Annotated in this window: 17 protein-coding genes, 1 pseudogene and 1 riboswitch; of the genes and pseudogenes, 6 read left to right on the top strand and 12 right to left on the bottom strand. The window is 45.4% G+C overall.

Features of this window, described 5'->3' with window-relative positions; genetic code table 11:
* Window positions 1–313: 313 nt before the first annotated feature.
* The 3 genes from cbiQ to JGK22_RS31215 are packed head-to-tail and all read right to left on the bottom strand — an operon-like array spanning window position 314 to window position 2,206.
* Window positions 314–1,114, bottom strand: coding sequence for a cobalt ECF transporter T component CbiQ (gene cbiQ, locus JGK22_RS31225; protein ID WP_293220856.1), 801 nt, complete (start codon window positions 1,112–1,114; stop codon window positions 314–316).
* On the bottom strand, window positions 1,111–1,443 hold the full coding sequence (locus tag JGK22_RS31220) for an energy-coupling factor ABC transporter substrate-binding protein (protein WP_293185377.1): 333 nt from the start codon (window positions 1,441–1,443) through the stop codon (window positions 1,111–1,113). Before JGK22_RS31220 ends, cbiQ begins: the two co-directional genes overlap by 4 nt.
* A gap of 4 nt (window positions 1,444–1,447) precedes the next feature.
* Window positions 1,448–2,206, bottom strand: coding sequence for an energy-coupling factor ABC transporter permease (locus tag JGK22_RS31215; RefSeq protein WP_293199114.1), 759 nt, complete (start codon window positions 2,204–2,206; stop codon window positions 1,448–1,450).
* Between the two features lie 21 nt (window positions 2,207–2,227).
* A riboswitch (cobalamin riboswitch) is annotated at window positions 2,228–2,392 on the bottom strand.
* Between the two features lie 194 nt (window positions 2,393–2,586).
* On the opposite strand from JGK22_RS31215, the gene JGK22_RS31210 reads away from it, so the two are divergent.
* On the top strand, window positions 2,587–3,264 hold the full coding sequence (locus tag JGK22_RS31210; protein ID WP_293193163.1) for a Uma2 family endonuclease: 678 nt from the start codon (window positions 2,587–2,589) through the stop codon (window positions 3,262–3,264).
* Between the two features lie 249 nt (window positions 3,265–3,513).
* On the top strand, window positions 3,514–5,088 hold the full coding sequence (locus JGK22_RS31205; RefSeq protein WP_293199117.1) for an FAD-dependent oxidoreductase: 1,575 nt from the start codon (window positions 3,514–3,516) through the stop codon (window positions 5,086–5,088).
* Between the two features lie 205 nt (window positions 5,089–5,293).
* Here the strand turns inward: JGK22_RS31205 and JGK22_RS31200 are convergent, their stop codons facing one another.
* Both JGK22_RS31200 and JGK22_RS31195 read right to left on the bottom strand, forming a co-directional pair.
* Window positions 5,294–7,450, bottom strand: coding sequence for a pentapeptide repeat-containing protein (locus JGK22_RS31200; protein WP_293314431.1), 2,157 nt, complete (start codon window positions 7,448–7,450; stop codon window positions 5,294–5,296).
* A gap of 25 nt (window positions 7,451–7,475) precedes the next feature.
* Complete coding sequence (locus tag JGK22_RS31195) at window positions 7,476–7,790, bottom strand: hypothetical protein (RefSeq protein ID WP_293185382.1); 315 nt, start codon at window positions 7,788–7,790, stop codon at window positions 7,476–7,478.
* Window positions 7,791–8,039: 249 nt separating this feature from the next.
* Between JGK22_RS31195 and JGK22_RS31190 the strand changes: the two genes are divergently transcribed.
* A complete protein-coding gene (locus tag JGK22_RS31190; RefSeq protein ID WP_293193162.1) occupies window positions 8,040–8,489 on the top strand; it encodes a hypothetical protein in 450 nt (149 codons plus the stop codon).
* A gap of 50 nt (window positions 8,490–8,539) precedes the next feature.
* On the opposite strand, the gene JGK22_RS31185 is transcribed toward JGK22_RS31190, so the two are convergent.
* From JGK22_RS31185 to folK, 4 genes are all read right to left on the bottom strand, one after another.
* A complete protein-coding gene (locus tag JGK22_RS31185; RefSeq protein ID WP_293314428.1) occupies window positions 8,540–9,187 on the bottom strand; it encodes a Uma2 family endonuclease in 648 nt (215 codons plus the stop codon).
* Window positions 9,188–9,762: 575 nt separating this feature from the next.
* Window positions 9,763–11,214 carry an FAD-binding domain-containing protein gene (locus tag JGK22_RS31180; protein WP_293314426.1) on the bottom strand — a complete coding sequence of 484 codons (1,452 nt, stop codon included), beginning with the start codon at window positions 11,212–11,214 and terminating at the stop codon, window positions 9,763–9,765.
* 280 nt (window positions 11,215–11,494) lie between these two features.
* Window positions 11,495–12,043, bottom strand: a complete 549-nt coding sequence (locus JGK22_RS31175; protein WP_293152783.1) for an NUDIX hydrolase — start codon at window positions 12,041–12,043, stop codon at window positions 11,495–11,497.
* Between the two features lie 202 nt (window positions 12,044–12,245).
* Window positions 12,246–12,734 (bottom strand): 2-amino-4-hydroxy-6-hydroxymethyldihydropteridine diphosphokinase, encoded by a 489-nt coding sequence (gene folK, locus JGK22_RS31170; protein WP_293185390.1) that lies wholly within the window; start codon window positions 12,732–12,734, stop codon window positions 12,246–12,248.
* Window positions 12,735–12,868: 134 nt separating this feature from the next.
* On the opposite strand from folK, the gene JGK22_RS31165 reads away from it, so the two are divergent.
* Both JGK22_RS31165 and JGK22_RS31160 read left to right on the top strand, forming a co-directional pair.
* The gene (locus JGK22_RS31165; RefSeq protein WP_293220838.1) at window positions 12,869–13,336 is read left to right on the top strand and encodes a hypothetical protein; all 468 of its coding nucleotides are present in this window, start codon (window positions 12,869–12,871) and stop codon (window positions 13,334–13,336) included.
* 254 nt (window positions 13,337–13,590) lie between these two features.
* A complete protein-coding gene (locus tag JGK22_RS31160) occupies window positions 13,591–15,942 on the top strand; it encodes a PhoX family phosphatase (protein ID WP_293193160.1) in 2,352 nt (783 codons plus the stop codon).
* Between the two features lie 124 nt (window positions 15,943–16,066).
* Here JGK22_RS31160 and JGK22_RS31155 read toward each other — a convergent pair whose 3' ends face one another.
* On the bottom strand, window positions 16,067–16,408 hold the full coding sequence (locus JGK22_RS31155; protein ID WP_293185393.1) for a DUF5615 family PIN-like protein: 342 nt from the start codon (window positions 16,406–16,408) through the stop codon (window positions 16,067–16,069).
* 3 nt (window positions 16,409–16,411) lie between these two features.
* Window positions 16,412–16,753 carry a DUF433 domain-containing protein gene (locus JGK22_RS31150; RefSeq protein WP_293185394.1) on the bottom strand — a complete coding sequence of 114 codons (342 nt, stop codon included), beginning with the start codon at window positions 16,751–16,753 and terminating at the stop codon, window positions 16,412–16,414.
* Window positions 16,754–16,993: 240 nt separating this feature from the next.
* Between JGK22_RS31150 and JGK22_RS31145 the strand changes: the two genes are divergently transcribed.
* A complete protein-coding gene (locus tag JGK22_RS31145; protein ID WP_293185395.1) occupies window positions 16,994–19,147 on the top strand; it encodes a flotillin family protein in 2,154 nt (717 codons plus the stop codon).
* 156 nt (window positions 19,148–19,303) lie between these two features.
* Here JGK22_RS31145 and JGK22_RS31140 read toward each other — a convergent pair.
* Window positions 19,304–19,708, bottom strand: a pseudogene (locus JGK22_RS31140) (transposase); the annotation flags it as partial.
* Window positions 19,709–19,897 lie beyond the last annotated feature (189 nt).

Below are 19,897 nucleotides of genomic sequence, written 5' to 3'. Positions count from 1 at the left end.
GCTTAATGAAGCCATTAAGCAAAAAACTATTTTTTTGAGGAGTCGTTTATTTATCATAGGATTTCCACAAGATAAGTGTTGACTACAATTATTCAACAGGTTTCTTGTGGAGTCAATTCATTAAAGTCATTGATTATGTTCATAAAAGTCATATCTTCAGTCAGGATAGAGGAGACGGCAATGCCGTGTCCCTACCCAAAATCATATTGTAGAGACACGGCACTGCCGCATAGAGGAGACGGCAGTGCCGTGTCCCTACCGCGATCAATTGTAGGGACACGGCACTGCCGTCTCCTCATTTCTTTATTTATTTTCAATTTTGAAATAACACACTTAATAAAGTTAAAACCGTGCACCCAAACACGGCTTCAAATGTATATCTTCGCGAAGGTTTGTAAGGGGAAGAATGCCAAACCCGCAGTTCTCCATTAAAACCGCGCGATGCTAAACTCAACGAAACTTGACGGTAATTTACCAAAGTTCGCTGAAGTAATTGCCCGATTAAAATGCCTAAACTACGCATTCCCAGTTTCCAAGTGCGATAGCCACAGCGCGAGTTTTGGGCGATCCAAAGTTCATCTGCGATCGCCAATAAGCTAAAAATAAACCGATACATCAACAACAAGAGTTCTGTCAGCAAAGCCGGAAAGCGCAATTTTCTGAGGATTTGCAAGGTTTCTGTAAATGGCACCGTCAACAGGATGAAATACATACAACTTGTCGATGCCAAGGTGCGCGGAAATAATAGGCTCACTTGGTATAAGCCTGTGCGACTCACATACAGATACAAATTGCCGATGCTAATTCCCCAACTTTGCCAAATATCCCACTGCATTGTCTGGATTTGATTTAACTCAATTCCATTAATCGCCAAAGCAGGCAAACTCGTCAGCAAAAACATCAACGGTAGCGACAACAACCGCAGATAAAGTTTCCCCGGAATGCCCGCATAGATGACGATCCAGACTGCTAACCAAAGCGCGATCGACAATTGGACGATCGCCCCAGAAAGCAGAGATAGAATCAAAAGGGCGATCGCAAACGATAATTTGTGAGTTGGCGGCAACCCACGCAAACGATTGGTGTAAGCCAGACTATCAATCTGATGATTCATTCCAGCGGCGATTTATCATCAGATTGCTGAGATTGCGATCGGCCTTTATAAAGCCCGATCGCATATCCGATCGCACCAGCCCCCAGCGCCGCCTGAGTCGCAAATAATAAACTGGCAATTTCAGCGCTAGGCGGTTCAAACAAGTGATTAAACCAAGGTTTATAATCGGGTTGAATTTCGGTAATTGCTTTCTGTGCGCGATCGTCCGATCCGCCGTATTCACCCCGCACAAAAACTAGGGGAATCACCGCAAGGGCGACAACTGCAATTACTAACATCCAATTTTGTTGCGAACTAGCTTGCTGATTTTTTGTAGGTTTTTGATTCACGACTTTATGACTCCTGTTTCAATAATTTCAGAATTTCTAACTCTGGTTTTCCGTAAGAATGCAGCCAATTCCAAACCAATAAAGTCAGCAATCCCTCACTAATCGCCAGAGGTACTTGAGTAATCGCAAAGATACTAGCAAACTTGAGAAACGAAGCCATAAAACCGCCACTCGCTGCCGGAAAAGCCAATGCCAACTGCATCGAAGTCACCACATAAGTCAGCAAATCTGCCAAAGCAGCCGCACAAAAAATTGCCAACCTTTGTTTACCAGTTCGCATCAGCAATTGATAGATAAAATATGCAGCAAACGGCCCAACAATCGCCATCGAAAACATATTCGCCCCCAACGTTGTCAGCCCACCGTGCGCTAACAATAACGTTTGAAACAACAGCACTAAAGCACCAAGTACAGCCATCACCGAAGGGCCGAACAAAATTGCACCCAAACCCGTACCCGTTGGGTGAGAACAACTCCCCGTTACCGATGGAATTTTCAAAGCAGAAAGCACAAAAGTAAACGCACCCGCCAAAGCTAGTAATAGTTTAAGTTCCGGGTGTTCTTTGGTAATGCGAGTAATTTCACGCAAACCCAACACAAAAAAAGGCAAAGCCACCATCCACCAAAACGCAGCCCATTGTACAGGCAAAAAACCTTCTGAAATGTGCATAGCAGCGGCCGGTGTTGCCGAACCCAAGACAAGATAACAACTCAAGCCAGCCATCAATCCCAGGCTGACTAATTTCCGATTTCGCGCCTTCATCAAGTACCTCGCGGATGAGACTATGTGAACCAACACATCGGCGGGCGTTCTGACTTGAGAGGTAGAGGACTGAAGTCCTTACTACAAACCTCATTACAGTTGCGGGACAGCGTTGGATTTGCACCAAACTTTCCCCGTTTCCTCTAATGGCTGTTCCCCATTAGAACCGACTGCTTAGACATAGTTTAGTCGATCGCGCAACTCTGGGCCGATATTTTACAAAAATTAATTCAGATCAAATAAGTCAATATTACCTATCATCTTGCTTTTCTTCCTTTTCTTACTTAGCGTCTTTGCGATCCATAATATTCTTAATCAAATACAAAAGAACACCCAACAACTCAATGCTATAATATTAATGAGTTTTGAGAAAAGCCGCCATGTTAAATTACAACTTCCCGAAGCACTGGCCCTCAGCAGAAGAACTACCAGACTCAGATGAAACACCAGTGGATAACGAACTGCAAGAATTAATACCAGGATTGCTGAAAGCAATATTGCTCATAATTTGGGCAGAACGCATGGACTGGTTTTTTGGCATAGATATGGGTCTTTACCATCACCCTGACAAACCAGCTATTGTGCCAGATGCTTTCTTGAGTTTAGGTGTGGAAAGGTTTTATGACGAAGAATTGCGTCCCAGTTACGCGGTATGGGAGGAAAAAGTGATGCCAACTTTTGTCCTCGAAGTTGTTTCCCCAACTTATCGCAACGAATATACCGCCAAGTTGGAAGAATATCAAAGTTTAGGCATACTTTACTATGTCATTTATTCTTCTCGCCGCCGCCGCAAACCCCGTTTGGAAGTACATAAGTTAGTCAATGGCAAGTATGAGTTACAGCCAGGAAATCTAGTTTGGATGCCAGAAATTGGTTTGGGAATTGGTTGTGAAAGGGGAAATTATTCTGGGGTGACAAGGGAATGGTTGTATTGGTACGATGCGGATGGCAAACGCTATCTGACTCCTGAAGAACAGGTGAAGGAATTAGCCCAGCGCGCCGATCGACTAGCTGAACGATTGCGCGAGTTGGGGATAGATCCTGATAATATAAGCTAATTGAGAGGAAAGAGTGCCAGAATGACGCAGCCTGCGGGCGATCGCCAACCGAGTTTTTTCACCGATCGCGATCGCCCTAAACGCAAGATTTTCCCGAAAATCCCGATTTTTGCGTCCCGAAATGTGTGAAAATTATCAAAAAAATTAGGAAAGATGCGGCCTTATTTGGAACAGACAGAGAGTTTGATGGCAAAAATTGAGATGCAGATCGACAAAATGGCGATCGGGAGACGTGATTAAATAATGCTCATGGATCTACGTTCTTACGATATCATCTGCTTTGGTGATGAAGTTCCAGGAGTTCTAGCTGTTATCTCAGCAGCCAGAGAATACCGCCGCCGGACAAAGCTTTATCCGCGAGTTTTGCTGATGTCTAAAGGAAGCTTGCAAGAAGGAATTGGCGGACATTTAGTCAGAGGCGGCCTCGCTTATTTAGATCGAAGTCAGGTTAGTCAAGAACTCCAACAATCTTTAAATTTAGACCCCTTTGGTTCACCGCCGACAATCTATAAAGAATTCCTGCAAAAATCTGGTGTCAGCGCGATCGCCCTTGACCCCAGCAAAGCCACCGCAGCCCTGAAAGCAATGCTGGTACAAGCAGGAGTTGCACTCCTGGGCAAAGTAGAAATTAAATCAATCAATAAAGAAGGCAAAAAAATTACTAGCATAATTACCTCAAAAGGGACAGTTTATGTAGCAAAACAATTTATTGATGCCACTGTCAATGGCGAATTAGCTCAAGCCGCAGGTGTGCGAAAGCTGAATGGATTTGAAACCTTTGGTTTGCCTAACTCAGAACTTCCAGTCACCCTAGTTTTTGAAACTCAAGGACTCAGTGTCAGAAGACTGAAAGAACTCGATTATATTTATCTAAAACGCTTCACAAACCTTGCCGATTCTGAGGCTCAAAAATTTTTGCTGTCTGCTGCGGGGAAAGATGCCAAGCTAGCAGAAGAACTCCGCCTGGAAATGATCGACACCAGAGGAAATCTCAAAACTCTGTGGGCGGGCAACGATTACATTGATGTGCGATCGCCAGCTTTGTCTGTAGCATACCACTCTTTTAGAGGCAGAAAGCTATCTTTTTCTGAAACTGGCATAATTTTAGACGAAGGAAATATCGCCATACTTCCAGACGAAAGACTTTCGTGGAATGCACTGTTATTTGCAGTCACTGGTAGCGAAGCAGAAGCCTTAGCGAGAAACGGGAGCAAACCCACAGCTAATATGCAAAAAGAGATGTCATTTCTGACCACTTGGCTGAAAAGTTTGGGGGCTACCTATGTTACTCCGGCTTCAGAACTTTATATCAGACACGCTGGGAATGTGACGGGAGTTGTAGAACCTTTAATAGGCGCACAAATGCTGCATGGTGGCGTACCAGCTACTGAAGCACTGGGAACATTTAGCTATCATTTTGATGTCCGGGGAGGCATTCCGGGGATTGGCGACAAAGCAAAGAGTCGAGGGTGGTTTAAAAGTCTGATGTTCCAACAGCCTACCTTCAATATTGGCATCCGCCACGCATTAATGAACAATGTTCCTAACCTGGCAGTTGTCAGTCCCTGTTCTGGATTTGAAGGGCTTGCTTGTGCTGTGGGCAGAATTGTAGAATTCAATGTAGCAGTTGGTCAAGGTGTCGGTATTGCGGCCGTTAATGCCATTCTCAATAACAAAAATTTAGCCGATATATCTAACCGAGAAGTCAGACAAGTTCTAGTTGAAACAGGCCAGTTACCTAAAATTTTTGGAGTTGCAAATAACACTGATGGAATGCTATTAGCACAATTCGAGACTCTTGTAAGTGCCGATGCCATTGCATAATACAGCACTTCTCAAAAAGGTAAGGCACGTTGTTGGGCTTCAGCCCTTCTGGTAAGGTACGTTGTTGGGCTTCAGCCCTTCTTATCTAATTGGTAGTATGTGGAGCCATCCATCCTACCAAACAAAAGACAGAAAAATAAAGGTTCGTAGTGAGGGCTTTAGCCCGCAAAAAAGAAGGACTAAAGTCCTCACTACGAACCAAGTCTTAATTTTTTGGCGGGCACTTCGGATGAGTCCCTCCCTGCAAACAAATGTAAGCAATTTGACTTTGATCTAAATTCTTAACCTCCGCAAAATTAATACCTTGGAAGCGACCTGATTTGCTACCAGCCTGACTTTGAATAAACTGATCCGAAGTCCCCTTCCCCAGGAAAACAGCGCCTTGAAAATTAGCTCCCGCTAAATTCGCACCTCTAAAATCAACCGAACTCACGTCCGCATTCCGCAAATTAGCATCTTGCAATCGAGCATCTTTTAAATTCGCGTTGGCAAGTTTAGCCGAACTTAAATCAGCATTTTGTAAATTTGCGCCGCTCAAATCAGCACCGGACAAATCAGCACCTTGCCATTCCGATTTAGACAAATTTGTTAGAGATAACTGAGTGCCTTGAGCCTTGACTTTGCTCAAACGCGCACTTTCTAAATTGGCTCCCGAAAAATTGGCGCTGCCGATATCTGCCCCGGTAAAGCTTGCCTCTTTTAACATTGCTTGCTGCAAATTCGCCCCAATTAAAAGACTGTTGCTAAGATTAGCTCCATTCAAATTTCCGCTTGACAAATTAGCTTTGTTCAGAACAGCGCGCACAAAAGTAGTGCGGTTCATTACGGCGCTGTTAAAAGATGCTCCGGTTAAATTTGCTCCTTCAAAATTAGCTTCGCTTAAGTCAGAAATCCAATCGTCAAATGTGCCCGGACGCCTGTCTTCGCCGGTGCCATAAAAGCGAATTCCCTGCAAGCTGGCATTTGTTAAATTGGCTTTTCTCAGCTTAATTCCTGATAAGTCAACTTTGTCTAATACTAAAGTGAACTGACCCGGGCCGGCAGGACTTTGACCTAAATCTGTGCGGCTCAAATCTGCACCGTTGAGCTGGCTGCTATACACTGTGAGAATTTTGCCGATCGCCCTTTGCACTGTTCTCTGACGGGTAGCCGCTAACTCGCGTTCCGGAGTCTTTCCACCGTAGCGCAGGGATTCGAGGTCATTGCTGAGGGCTTGGTTCAACCGCTGCAAGTCAGGTAAAGCTTTCGGCCCGGTACTGACTAAAGCTTGCTGGATCGCGTCCAGCATCGCCTTGCTTTCTTCTTGAGCCAGCAAATCCGCTAACAGGGGTACGGCGCGGGAGTCTTCCACCGCCCCCAAAGCCAAAATAGCCGATCGCCTCCCCGATGTTCCGCTAGCCGAAGCAGGAGACAATTTGCTAACTAAAGCTACAAATAACTCGTCATTCCGCTGCCGAGAATCCCGCAAATTAGCTTGACTTTGAGTGTAGATCAGAGTGCCAACAAACAAACTTAAAATCAATCCCGCACTGCCAATAGTAACTATCACTAAAGTTGTGCCTGGATGTTGGCGAATCCAATTCCACAGACTCGGATCTTCTTTCATATTGGTTTCTGGAGTCAAAACCAAAGCCGCAATTTGCGCGTCTTCCTCAGTCCAATCTTGACTCTGGACAGGATTGGGTGACAGTTGGTGCGATTCCCTACGGGATAGCTTCGCTTCACGACTATTGACCACCAAAGTATTCGCAAGGCGATCGTGCCCCGATTGCCGTTTGTAGCGCAATCCAAAAGCGCCATCTGCCAGCACTGCCAAGCCGCTCAACGCCCCTAAAATGATTAAATCTGGAAACGCGCCAGTCAAGCGCCAAACCCCGTAAGCGACGCCCAGAGGCACTCCCCAGCGCCCCAAACTTTCGCGAACCAGCACTCGCACCCAACCCGGAGGAGTACCCGAGGCTGTGACAACTTTCACCCCGAACCAGCGTTTCGGGAGAGTTTGACCGGTTCTGGCGAGCAAAAACAACTGCCACGCCGCTAAAGCTGCCGGCGCCAGCAGCGCCCCCGACCAGAATAGATTAGTTAGGGGTGCAACTCTGGGGTTGCGATCGCGCACGGGGATAGCCAAAACACGCGCAACAGTTTCCGATGCTGCTGCTACCGACGGATTGAGTGGCACGGTTTGAGCTTCTTTGTTAACCATTGCCCCGATACTGAAGGGAACCAGGGCGCTAACTGCGATTAACGAAATTTCAACAGCCCAAGCGCCACACCGGCGAACCAGCAGTGGCATTGGCTGGGATTGTCTTTGCCAAGACGGATCGGGTTGATTAATATCACCGGGTGCAGTTGGGTTAGACATATTTATAATTTCCTATTGTTAATCCTTAGTTGGAGGAATCAGGAGATATTGCCAATTTATACGCTATGTAGATTAGCACTCCGAGAACGCCAAGAGTCATCACGGCGGAAAGTAGCTGTACGATACTATTGAAGACTGTCAGAACAACGATCGCTCCGACGGCAAAGACTGCCACCTGTCCCGGTTTGGGGAGTTTCTGAAACTTCTCTAGAGATTGATTGTAGAAGGTTCCGATCGCTTGATAGCTGTCTGGATTTTGTTGGATGAGAGGCGATCGTTCTAGTTTAGCTTTGAGTTCTCCGATCGCTTGCTGCCAATTGAAGTTATTTTGAGGATTCATAAAAAAATTCAGTAGTTAATTAGAAGGAAGAAGTCATTAGTCATTAGTCATTAGTCATTGGTCATTAGTTAACTGTCAACTGTCAACTGTCAACTGTCAACTGTCAAAGACATACACAGCAAGCTTGTTAGCGATCTATATTTTACTTTAATTAGGTAGATTTTACTTGATTGAGATCCACGTGTTTGGAACCGCAATTATCATCTATCGTCTAAAGAAGTAGGACTAAATCCCATTGTGTGAGGAAATATGAAGATACACTGTGCGGGCGATCGCGACAAACGGTGGTTTAGCCCGATCGTAACCGTAGCCTTGGCAATGATTTTAGCGGATGCCGGAGCTATTCGGAGCCAACCGCTGCAAATTGCTCCAGGATTTCCCGAACCGCTGAGAGTTTCGGGAGTTTCCGGCGGCCCGAACAATAGTGGCGACTGCGGTTTCGTAGCCCAAAGCCCCAACCAAGTCATCGAAGTAACCCAGGATTTGCCTTACTGGCGGATTGCAGTACAAACTGCGGGAGCTCCCAGTTTGATGATTCAGGGGCCGAGGGGTCGTTTCTGCGTCCTACCGGCGAATGCTGCTGCGGGGAATGTAGAATTTTCTGGTTATGGAGACAAGGGGACTTACGTGATTTTCGTGGGCGATCGATCGCAAGGTCAACACCCTTATTCTCTCTCAATTTCCCAACAGCGAAATTAACAATATAACGGGATGATAACGCTTGGTGTCAAAAAACAGAAGATTTCATATCAATTTTGTACTTGCTCTCTAACCCATTTGCGAAACAATCGGAGAGTTTGACTCGTCCCCGCGGTTTGACTTTGTTCGCAATATTGAGAAATCGCTTCAATAATTGGCAGATTGGGAAATATCGGACTAAATTCCGATTCAACATATTTCCCATCTTCAAGAACATTAATCTCAAGCCTTTTATTTTCATAGCGCCAGATTTCCGGGACTCCCAGCGCCTCGTAAGCATCCAGTTGAGTCTTGGAAGTGAGATCGACTTCAATTGCTAAATCCGGCGGCGGATCGACAGTTAAGTCGATGCGCTTTTTGCCAATAATTCGAGCGTAATTCTGGATGTAAAAACATTCATCAGGCTCAATTCCTTGCAACATACTTTTTCGTTTGAAAGTCGTCGAACCAAATGGTTCAAAGTCAATTTCAAGTTCCTCAAACAAAATTTTTACTAAATAGCCAATAATAATTTTAGCCTTCTCATGTTCTGGTAGGGGCATCCTAATCTCCAAAGTTCCTTGACTGTAAGCTATTCTAGAGCCACGGTGTTCTCCGAACTCCTCTAAAATCGCCTCAAATTCCTGCCAGTTGACATCGTTCAACAGCAGTCTATGTCCTGGCGGCACACTGATTTGCCTTAATTGCAGCGTTACCATTTCAACCTCCGATTTATTTAAATTTATTATAACTTGTGCATTAAGGTATGTTGTTGCGCTTCAGCGCTCTTTCTTATACATCAAGCAGTACGGTTCACTTAAGACTGCTAGTCAAAGGTACGTAGTTGCGCTTCAGCGCTCTTTCTTATATATAGATCAATACAGTTAACTGAAAACTGGTAGTCAAAGGTACGTAGTTGCGCTTCAGCGCTCTTTCTTATATATAGAGCAGTACGGTTCACTTAAGACTGCTAGTCAAAGGTACGTAGTTGCGCTTCAGCGCTCTTTCTTACTTTCTTATATATAGAGCAATACAGTTAACTGAAAACTGGTAGTCAAAGGTACGTAGTTGCGCTTCAGCGCTCTTTCTTATATATAGAGCAATACAGTTCACTTAAGAGTGCTACTCGTGAAACTTCTATGAAAAATAGATACAGTTTGCTTCGTTCCTCTCGAAGGACAATCTTAAGTAAACCTCATTGATAGATAAAGAGCGCTGAATCGCAACAACGTACCTAATAATGAACACCTATTAAAAAAACTAAAGTCCTCACTACAAACAAAAAATCATCTACTTACTCAACGATTTTTTGCTGTTTAAAAAGTTCCTTAAACTTGCGCTGCTGTTGATTGTGATCTACAATCGGATCTGGATAATGAAGCAGCCGACGTTCTATAGGCGAAATATTTCCAGTTAGCAAAAGCTTAGTATCCACTCGGCGCAATTCTGGAACCCAGTGCCGAATATATTCCCCTTCCGGGTCAAATTTTTGAGCTTGACTGGCGGGATTGAATATTCGCAAAGGTTTCGGATCCATGCCACTCGATGCACTCCACTGCCAGCCGCCATTGTTAGCAGAAAGGTCGCCATCAATCAATTTTTGCATGAAGTATTTTTCGCCCCACTGCCAGTTAATAATTAAATCTTTGGTGAGGAAACTAGCAACTATCATCCGACATCGATTGTGCATCCAACCTGTTTGATTTAACTGCCGCATTGCCGCATCAATAATTGGATAGCCAGTTTTGCCCCTGCACCAAGCTTGAAACAGCTTTTCATCGTTCTCCCAGGGAAAGTCTTTGAATGCTTTACGGTAGGGGCCATCTGCTAATTCAGGGAAGTTATACATCGCGTGTTGGTAAAATTCCCGCCACGCTATTTCCTGTTGCCAAGTGCGGATACTTGTGCAGGCTTCTTCGCTGCGGCAAGTGTCCATTACTATCTGGGTAGCTTGCCAAACAGTGCGGATGCCTATTGCACCAAATTTGAGGGCGGCGCTGAGTTCTGATGTACCCTTATTTGCGGGGAAATTGCGCTGTTCTTGATATTCGTAAATAGCGTTCTCGCAAAATTCTTCTAATTTTTTTTGCGCGGCACCTTCTCCGGGTTCTATTACTAATGGATTTTCCCAAATGAATCCCAAACTCAAGGCCGTTGGCAGTGTTTTCATGGCACCTGTTTGGTTGGCTATTTCTTGTTCTTCTGCGGTTAATCCCGTCATTAATTGCGGATAATTTATCGGCAGTGTCTCTACAGCTTGGGCTTTTGGTTGGCTGTTCCATTTTTTCCAAAATGGTGTATAAACTGTGTAGGGATTCCCTGTACCAGTCCGTATTTCGTCCGGGGCGTGCAGAACTTGATCCCAGAAATTTTTAACTTTTATTCCTGCTTGTTGGAGGGCGTTTGATACGGATATATCGCGCTCTTTTGCATAGGGTTCTACATCTCTGTTCCAAAATACTGCTTTAGCATTAAGTGCCGCGGCTAATTTCGGTATTCCCATACGCGGGTCATCTTGAATTATTAGTAATTGGCTGCCTGCTTCGCTGTAACGTGAGGAGAGTTTTTGCAAGCAGCCGATCATATAGGTGACTCTGGCTGGCGCTACGTCATCGCGATCGAGTATATTGCGATCGAGACAAAAAATCCCGACTACTTTCGGACTTTGCTGGCGTGCTGCTGCGAGTCCAATGTTGTCAGAAATACGCAAGTCGCGACGGTGCCAAAATAAAATTAAATCAGACATTCGATTTTAGATTTTAGATTTTAGATTTTAGATTTTAGATTGACTCCCACGGATCGAGCCGGGGATTGTTAGAATGCAGAGCTTTTCATAGTCTCTATCCCGCTCATTCCCCCGGTTCAAGATGCGAATCAATGAATCCGGGGGCTGGTTACCAGAAAGAATTGGTTGAAAGCCTCTCCCCGATCGGGATAAATTAAAATCAGACTATTTATTACTCCAATCCTCTTCCTTCCTCAACTGTCAACTGTCAACTGTCAACTGTCAACTGAACAACTTTGCTTTAAGTCAAAAAAGGACGCGCTAAGAAGAAGCTAGAAATAGATTTCGCATCAATTGGTTCCCCGGCTAAGATAGCTTTTTCTAATTCTTCTGGAGTGAATAAAACTGTCTCCATGTCTTCATCATCGTCTTGTTCTGGCGGCTGTTCTAGTTTGACCAAATCTTGTGCTAAAAAAGCATAAATGATTTCGTCAGAATAACCGGGTGCTAGCATAAATTTGCCTAATTCCCGCCATTTTCCGGCGCGATATCCGGTTTCTTCTTCGATTTCCCGTTTGATAGTTTCGGCGGGGTTTTCATTGATTTCGACTGTACCTGCGGGAAATTCTAAAATCCGCCCTTTGGCGGCGAAGCGGTATTGTCGCACCAAGACGAGTTTACCTTCGGGGGTAACGGGAACTGCTAGTGCTCCGCCTGGGTGGCGAATACATTCCCAATCGCCTTCGGAACCGTTGGGAAGGCGGAGGCTGGCTACATCAAAGTTGAATTTGCGCCCTTGGTAAAATAGGCGCTGTTTGAGGAGTTGGGGTAGTTCTTGACCGATCGACATAAGTGAGAAGCGAATAATGTTTGATTGCACCGATTTAAGACATGATATCGTTTCCGGTGGCATCGGAATAATAATTTGGATGCTGTCAGTGCGAGCGTCCCGCTCGCTACCCAAATCGCGAGCGGGACGCTCGCACTACATAATTCCGATGCCAACGGATTTGACATCATAGGCGATCGCCGCCCTGAATTTTGCTCATTTTCTACACTTTCATTTTTTGCACTCCGGAACAGTCTGCGGTTTTCAGGATTTGGCCGATCGCACTTTTCGTCACAGGATGCGCCCAATCCGGCGCAATTTCTACCAAAGGTACTAATACAAAAGCTCTTTGGGTCATCCGGGGATGAGGTAAAGTCAGTGTCGGAGTTTCTAGGATTAAATCATCGTACAGCAGCAAATCCAGGTCGAGGGTTCTCGGCCCCCATTTTTCGCGGCGAATCCGATTAAATTTTATTTCAACTTCTAATAAAGTTGCTAGCAATTGTTGTGGTTGTAGCGTAACTTCTAGGATGGCACAGGCGTTAATGTAATCGGGTTGCGGCGGCCCTACGGGGGCGGTTTGATACCAGCTAGAATGGGATTTTACGGCGATTCCGGGGGTGTTGTTGAGAGTTGCGATCGCGCTTTTGAGCGTGGCGAGGGAGTCGCCTAAATTGCTGCCAAGGGCGATCGCACATTTTGTTGATTTCATTGGGAATTGGGAATTGGGAATTGGGCAAACAGGTCATTGGTCATTGGTCATTGGGAATTTAATCAAAGCTTAATAGACTTTTAATTGTTGTTGATTATAATTGATAAATCTTTCAGTATTTAATTTAAAAATTAATGAGTTTACACCGTCGGCTTTTCTCTGCCATTATGCTAGTAACTATCAATTTAACAACAAGTGTATCGATCGGTTTAGCAGAAGCTAAGGAAACGTACCTTACCTTAAATTCGGACGATAGTCAATCTTTCGCGGGTTTAGTTCAGCAGGCGGAAGATTTAGCCGCATTGTCGATCGCCCGCGAGTTTCAAGAAAATCCGGCGTTAACAGAAGTTACCATCATCATTACAGCCGATCGCAGCCGACAAAGAGTTCCGGTTTTGCGATCGAGAGTATCCCGCAGCCAGTGGCAGAAAGATTCGAGAATCGAACAGTGGACTAGATATTTTGCTGATTCTCAATACCTGCTGGGATTCAGAGATAGCTATATTTCGTCGGGAAATTCAGGGCGATCGCAAACTATTAACGTGCCCGCCCCCAGCCGGCCTGCATCCCGACAAAACGATCCGGCTTTTCGAGATGATTGAAGAATTTGGGCATGGGGCATGGGGCATGGGGCATGGGGCATGGGGCATTGGTTATTGGTTATTGGTTATTGGTTATTGGTTATTGGTTACTGGTTATTGGTTACTACTGACAACAGTTAACAGACAACAGTTAACCTTTTGTTAACCTAAATATCTCCCAATTTTAATTAACCTTAAGGTTAACTTCCCTTAATTTAACAGTGATAAATTTCTAGGTAAATCATGATTAGGGATGTTGGGTTGAATAGGAATTTATGTCTAAAATAACTCGCCGACAACTGTTAATTTTCTTCGGTAGCAGTGCAGCTACGACTGTGCTTGCGCCTCAACTCACTGAAAAACTATTCGGCATCAATTCCACCTCGGCCGAAGCTGCCTTAAGTCCTCTATCTTTCACTCCGTTAAGACTACCTCATCCACTGCCAGTTTATAAAGAATTGTCGAGCTTTATGCCTACTGCATTGAACGGACAGGGTACGGTAATGGCGGCCTCGCAAAATACTAGATTAACCAGCTACAACGTAGTTGACGATGTGGTTGTCCCGCCGGAATACGAACGGTACGTGATTCTTCGCTGGGGCGATCGAGTTTTCCCCGATTCGGCAGACTATTTTGGCTACAACAACGACTACACCGGCTTCGTAGAGATTCGCGGCAGCAATGACGATGGCTATCTCTGGGTTAACCACGAATACATATCCTTCCCGATGTCGAAAGTGGCACCGGAAGCGCCGGCAGATGTGGCATCTTTCCCCGCAACCGATCGCGCTGTCCTCGGTTTAGACTTATCCGTAAAAAATCGCGCTACCCTCGGCGAATTTCTATACAATCTCGGTGGATCGATCGTCCGCATCACCAAACAAGCTGATGGACGCTTTAGGGCGATCGCCCGCGATTCCCTCAACCGACGCATTCACGGACTTTCCGGCCTCGGAATCAACAGCCAGCGTGCGGACAAATACAAAGATGTCACCTCCTGGGGAACCAGACGAGGCGACGACAAATATCTCACAGGTACGGGCCCCGCAGCCACCCAAGTCTTCGCCCAAGTCAACAGCGACGGGCTCGGAAACCGGATCGTCGGTACAGCCTACAACTGTTCCGGCGGCACAACCCCGTGGGGAACAATCCTCTCCGCCGAAGAAAACTTCCAAGGTAGCGAACTATTCTTCGTCGGAGTTCAGGAAAACGTCAAACCCAACGGCGGCCAAACGGGCTACGCCAAGGGCACGACGGGCGAAGAATTCGGCTTAGTCGGCGAAAAATACGGCTGGATGGTAGAAGTCGATCTCCAAGATCCGAATTTCCGCCCCCGCAAACACACCGCTTTAGGCCGTTTCCGCCACGAAAACGTCGCGATTCGCGCCGAAGCAGGCCGCAAGTTAGTAGTGTACATGGGAGACGATCGGCGCGGCGGACACACCTGGAAATTTGTTAGCAACGGTACTGTCACCAATCCCGCAGATAAAAGCAACAGCCGCTTGTTTGAAGATGGCACTTTATACGTCGCCCAATACAACCGTAACGGTGCTGGAAGATGGTTGCCACTAGCATTAAATAGCCCGACGAATCCGATACGTCCTAGTAAACTTGGCGAAGCGGAATTAGCAAGTTTTGGCAAAGCTCAAAGAGATGCTAATACTCGCTTACCCAAACGCGCCGGAATTGCAGGTCAAACTGAAGATGGTGGTTCATTTGTAGCGGATATAACTAATGAAGCAACAACACTTGCTGGCTACAGAAATAAAAGTCTGGCTAATTTCTATACCAGCCAAGGTGCAGTTTTAGTTGATGCCTTTTTAGCTGCTAATTTAATTGGTGGCACTCCGACGGCGCGACCGGAAGATTTGGAAATTAATCCTACTACCAAGGAAGTTTTCATTGCTTATACTGACGCCGCACCGGGTAGCGACGGTTATCCAGATTCTCGCATTTTTACTGTTGCTAAATACACTGCCGCGCTCAATAGCACCCAGCAGTCTGGAGGAATTTACAAAATTATTGAAGATAGTTCCGACGGTGCGGGTTTGACTTTCCGCTGGCAGCGTTTTGCTCAAGGTGGAGAGGCCGGTGCAGTAGCTGGGGCGGGATTTGCTAGTGTAGACAATTTGGCTTTTGACACTCAAGGTAATATTTGGGGTGTCACCGATATGTCTACTAGCACGCACAATGGTTTTGATGTCGGTGCTGCGGCAAAACAAGCGACGATCGACCACAAAAAGACGGGTAATGTGTCGGAGTTTACTGGTGTTTTTGGCAACAATTGGCTGTTTTACATTCCAACGAACGGCCCGAATGCAGGAACTGTAATTCCTTTTGCTCAAGGCCCGAACCGATGCGAAATCACTGGGCCGACTTTTATCGGAGATACCCTAGTAGTTGCGGTGCAGCATCCGGGGGAAGATTGCCCGATCGATGATGGTACTGTACTCAGCCGCCAAATTGAAATGTTGGATTTGAGTGGTGCTGTTTTCAATCAAACTCGGACTGTTGCTCGCGGCAGTTTGTGGCCGAGTAATATTGAGAATGACAGGCGCCGATCGCCGATGCCTTCGGTGATTGGGATTCGCCGCGTGCGATCGACGACAAGCGGTCAATTTGTTTAAATAGGACTTGCGCGTGAAGCCCTAGAAACCGGGTTTTTGCCCAGATATGTCGTCGCAGCCGACAGATTCGATAAAAACCCGGTTTCTTTTCTCAGCGACGCACCCTACAAATTAGTAACTACCGTCACACAGCAGGACGAACAACACGAATCAGTTTACCTTCCAAAGATTCTGCTGCTGTAATAGCCGCATTGATTCGGTTAGCCAGCGCTTCCCAATTGCGATCGTTCGTACAGGCGATAATGCCAGCATGAAGGGGCTGTATGCGATGCAACCGAAAGAAATCTTTACGGTTTTCAGTAATCACGGCACGTTTTTCGCTACTGGCAAAAGCTAAAACATCCGAGTCAGGAATTCCTTGATTAGCTCTGCCTGCTTCTTGGACAGTCAAAATATCGTGACCTAAAGCTCGCAGTAATTCTACAACAGGATAGGGGTATTGCTCATCGGCATAGAGACGTGCCATCTGCTACAAATCCTCGTACATGACTTCATCGTTTTCCCGAATTTCGGTTTCGATTTCATCGGGAAAGGCTTCAGCATAAGCCCAAGCGTTGGCAATATCAGTAGCAGATAGCGATAAATAGCTTGTGAGTAAATCGGCTTCGCTATAGCCAATCCGACGAGCTTCTACAAGCCCCCAAACGGTGATGCGAGTTCCAGCAATGCAGGCACTGCCACCACAAACACCAGGCGTTTTTTCAATACCGCGCCAAGGACTAATTTTCCCTTGGGATAGCAGTTGAACCACTTGAGCTTTTTCGTCGTCAGAGAGTGCCAGCAATTGAGGCTCTAATTCTTTCAGCGTCATGGCAAACAATAGAATTGCGGTTACTTTCTATCTTATCAAACAACTTTTAAGAAAGTCATCTTAAAAAAGAGCGATCGCCCGAGAGTCAAGCGATCGGCTGGTATTATCAAACAGTCTGTATTGACTGGAAAACCTGTTTTCGCACAAAAATAACCGCAGAATTTCAATAAGTTTTATGTACCCACTTTGGAATCAAGGCTAAGCTGGATGTAATAAGACTCTACAGCTTGTATGAAAAAAATGCTTTATTCACTTTTGCCTAAATCTCAACTCAACATTCGGGTTTTAAAACATTTAGCAGCCGCTGTTTCTGCATCTTTAGCTCTCAGTGCAATTACCACTTTGAAACCCTCGCCAGTAACGGCTGCTGGCGATATCCCCCTAACACAAACCTCGACTCAGCTAGCAGCAAAACCTGATTCTAGGTTGCAGCTAGGGCAGTTGCGTACCACTGTTCCCGTGCAGAGAATGCAGCTCGATGGGGGTGGATTTATCCCGATCGCGATCGGCGGTATGATAGTTATTCTAGTGCTACCGCTATTTTTTGGCGGATTAGTCGTAATTGGCGATCGCGAAGTCGGAATTGTCAGTAAAAAGTTTAGCTTTGGCGGCAAGTCTTTACCCCCAGGCGATTTAATTGCCTTAAACGGAGAAGCTGGATATCAAGCTGATACTTTACCCCCCGGTTGGCATTGGGGTTATTGGCCTTTGCAGTACAACGTTCGCAAAGAATCTCTGACGATAGTTCCCCAAGGCGAAATTGGTCTGGTGATCGCAGCAGGCGGCGAGTCAAATCCACCGCAGCGCATTCTCGGCAAAATCACAGAATGCGACAATTTTCAAGATGCTCGCAAATTCCTCAAAGGCGGCGGCGAAAAAGGGAGACAACTCGGAATTTTGACTGGTGGCAGCTATCGAATTAACACGGCATTATTTACCGTAATTACAGCAGCAAATTCTCCCAAACACGGGATGACAGCCGAACAGTTAAAACTGTACACGATTGCCCCGGATAAAGTAGGAATTGTCACCACTTATGACGGCGTTCCGATTCAAGATGGCGAAATTGCCGGCCCGATCGTTCCGAATCATGACAACTTCCAAAACTCGCAAAAATTTATCACTGCTGGCGGGCGGCGCGGTTTGCAGGAACAGGTTTTGCTTTCCGGTTCGTGGAACTTAAATCCTTGGTTTGTCGGGGTTGACCAAGTGCCGATGACCGAAATCCCGATCGGCTATGTCGGCGCCGTGATTTCCTATGTGGGTCAAACCTCGGAAGATGTCAGCGGCGCTGCTTTCACTCACGGCAACTTAGTAAATGTCGGGAATAAAGGGGTGTGGGTAACTCCGCTTTATCCGGGCAAACATCCGCTGAACACTCGCATTTTGAAAGTAGAATTAGTACCAACTACCAATATTGTTTTGAATTGGTCGAGCAAAATAGAAAGACACAGTTACGATTCTCAACTTTCATCTTTAACAGTACGTTCTAGAGATGGTTTTGCCTTCGATTTAGAAGTAGCTCAAATCATTCACGTCGGCGCTTTAGATGCTCCGAAAGTCATCTCTCGCGTCGGTTCGATGCAGAACTTAGTTGACCACGTTTTGCAGCCGACAATCGGCAATTATTTCCGCAATTCGGCTCAATCTTATTCTGTGTTAGATTTTCTCTCCGCCCGGAGCGATCGGCAAGCGGAAGCAGCCGAGTATATCAAAGCAGCTTTGCGTACCTACGACGTGCAAGCAATTGATACTTTGATCGGGGATATTTTGCCACCCGCAGAGTTGATGCAAACTCAAACCGATCGCAAAATTGCAGAGGAACAATGCAAGACTTATGAAGTGCAGCAAATAGCACAAACTCAGCGACAACAATTGGTGCGGGAAACTGCTTTAGCTGAGATCCAGCAAGAGATGGTGAAATCGGAACAAGGTGTGATGATTTCTGAGTTAAAAGCGAATTCTCAGGTGAAACAAGCTCAAGGCGAAGCTGAATCTATTCGAGTGAAAGGAAATGCTCAAGCTGAAGCTTATCGCGCGGGTGTTGTGGCTTTGGGCGGTTCCGGTTATACGGCTTTGCAGTTAATGCAAATTATCGGTGACAGTCATGTGCGAGTTGTACCGGATGTTGCGGTTAGCGGCAACGGTAGCGGCGGCGGTTTGGTTGACGGTTTACTGGGAATGATGATGTGGAATCAAACGGGGAAAAATGGCGAAAATGGCGGGGAGTTACCTGTAGTTAAGTTACAAAAATCTGAATCTGTGGCCAAGTTACCTGTAGCAAAGGTGAATTCTGTTAAGTCCCCGGAATCTCGCCCTAATTCGCCCCCTGTTGCGAATTCGGATAGTGATATTGATTCGCTGTTTGATGAATTGCCATTTGACAATTCATAAAGGTATGTAGGGCTTGCTGAAAAAGTCAGAAAACAGCATTTAGAAAGATAAGTCAATTCGAGATCGCCTCGGCAATATAAGTTTTGTCAATTTTATGATGACGAAACATAGCTTTTACCAATGATTGGAACCCAAAAATATCCAAAAAGGTTTTTGTTATGAAATAGACAGAAAAAAAGCCAAAAAGCCTGCCTTCTTCTGGGCAGAAAGATTCATCACCAGAAAAGTTATAGCGATACTTGTTTCAGAAGTATTATTAAGTTTAGCCATCACTCTACCGAGGCTAAATCTTCTTTTAGCTTCTCCAAATTTTCCCTCAATTAAGTTACGAATTCTCTCGTCTGATTGAGCTTGTTTTTTTATTGATTTGCTCAGATATTTGGGAGGTCTTCCTAGACGGACACCGCTCATTCTGATGCCGAGTTATTTGCACCAAATTCTATTTTCTTCCGTTCGATATATCCGATCTACATGAATTGATTCAGGGTAAAATCCGGTGAATCGTTTAAATGCTTCTACTTGTGTCTTTAAGTCTCCTGATTCGTTGAAATTATCCCAACTAAGGAATGAAAATTTAATAACATCAGCGATGTATAATAAATAAATGAGTGAATATGAATAGGTTCATGTTTCGGTATGGATGTCAAATAGTATACCTACTTGGTTATTCTTATGTCGCCCATGATTTGTTGATTTGAATCATTTATCCTAACATAATTTATGTATTACTCAGACGAAATTACTGCTTTA

Source organism: Microcoleus sp. PH2017_08_TRC_O_A (genome assembly GCF_020738665.1).
Classification (GTDB): Bacteria; Cyanobacteriota; Cyanobacteriia; order Cyanobacteriales; family Microcoleaceae; genus Microcoleus.
The sequence above is the reverse complement of the archived record's forward strand: the minus strand, read 5'-3'. Positions and strand labels throughout refer to the sequence as shown.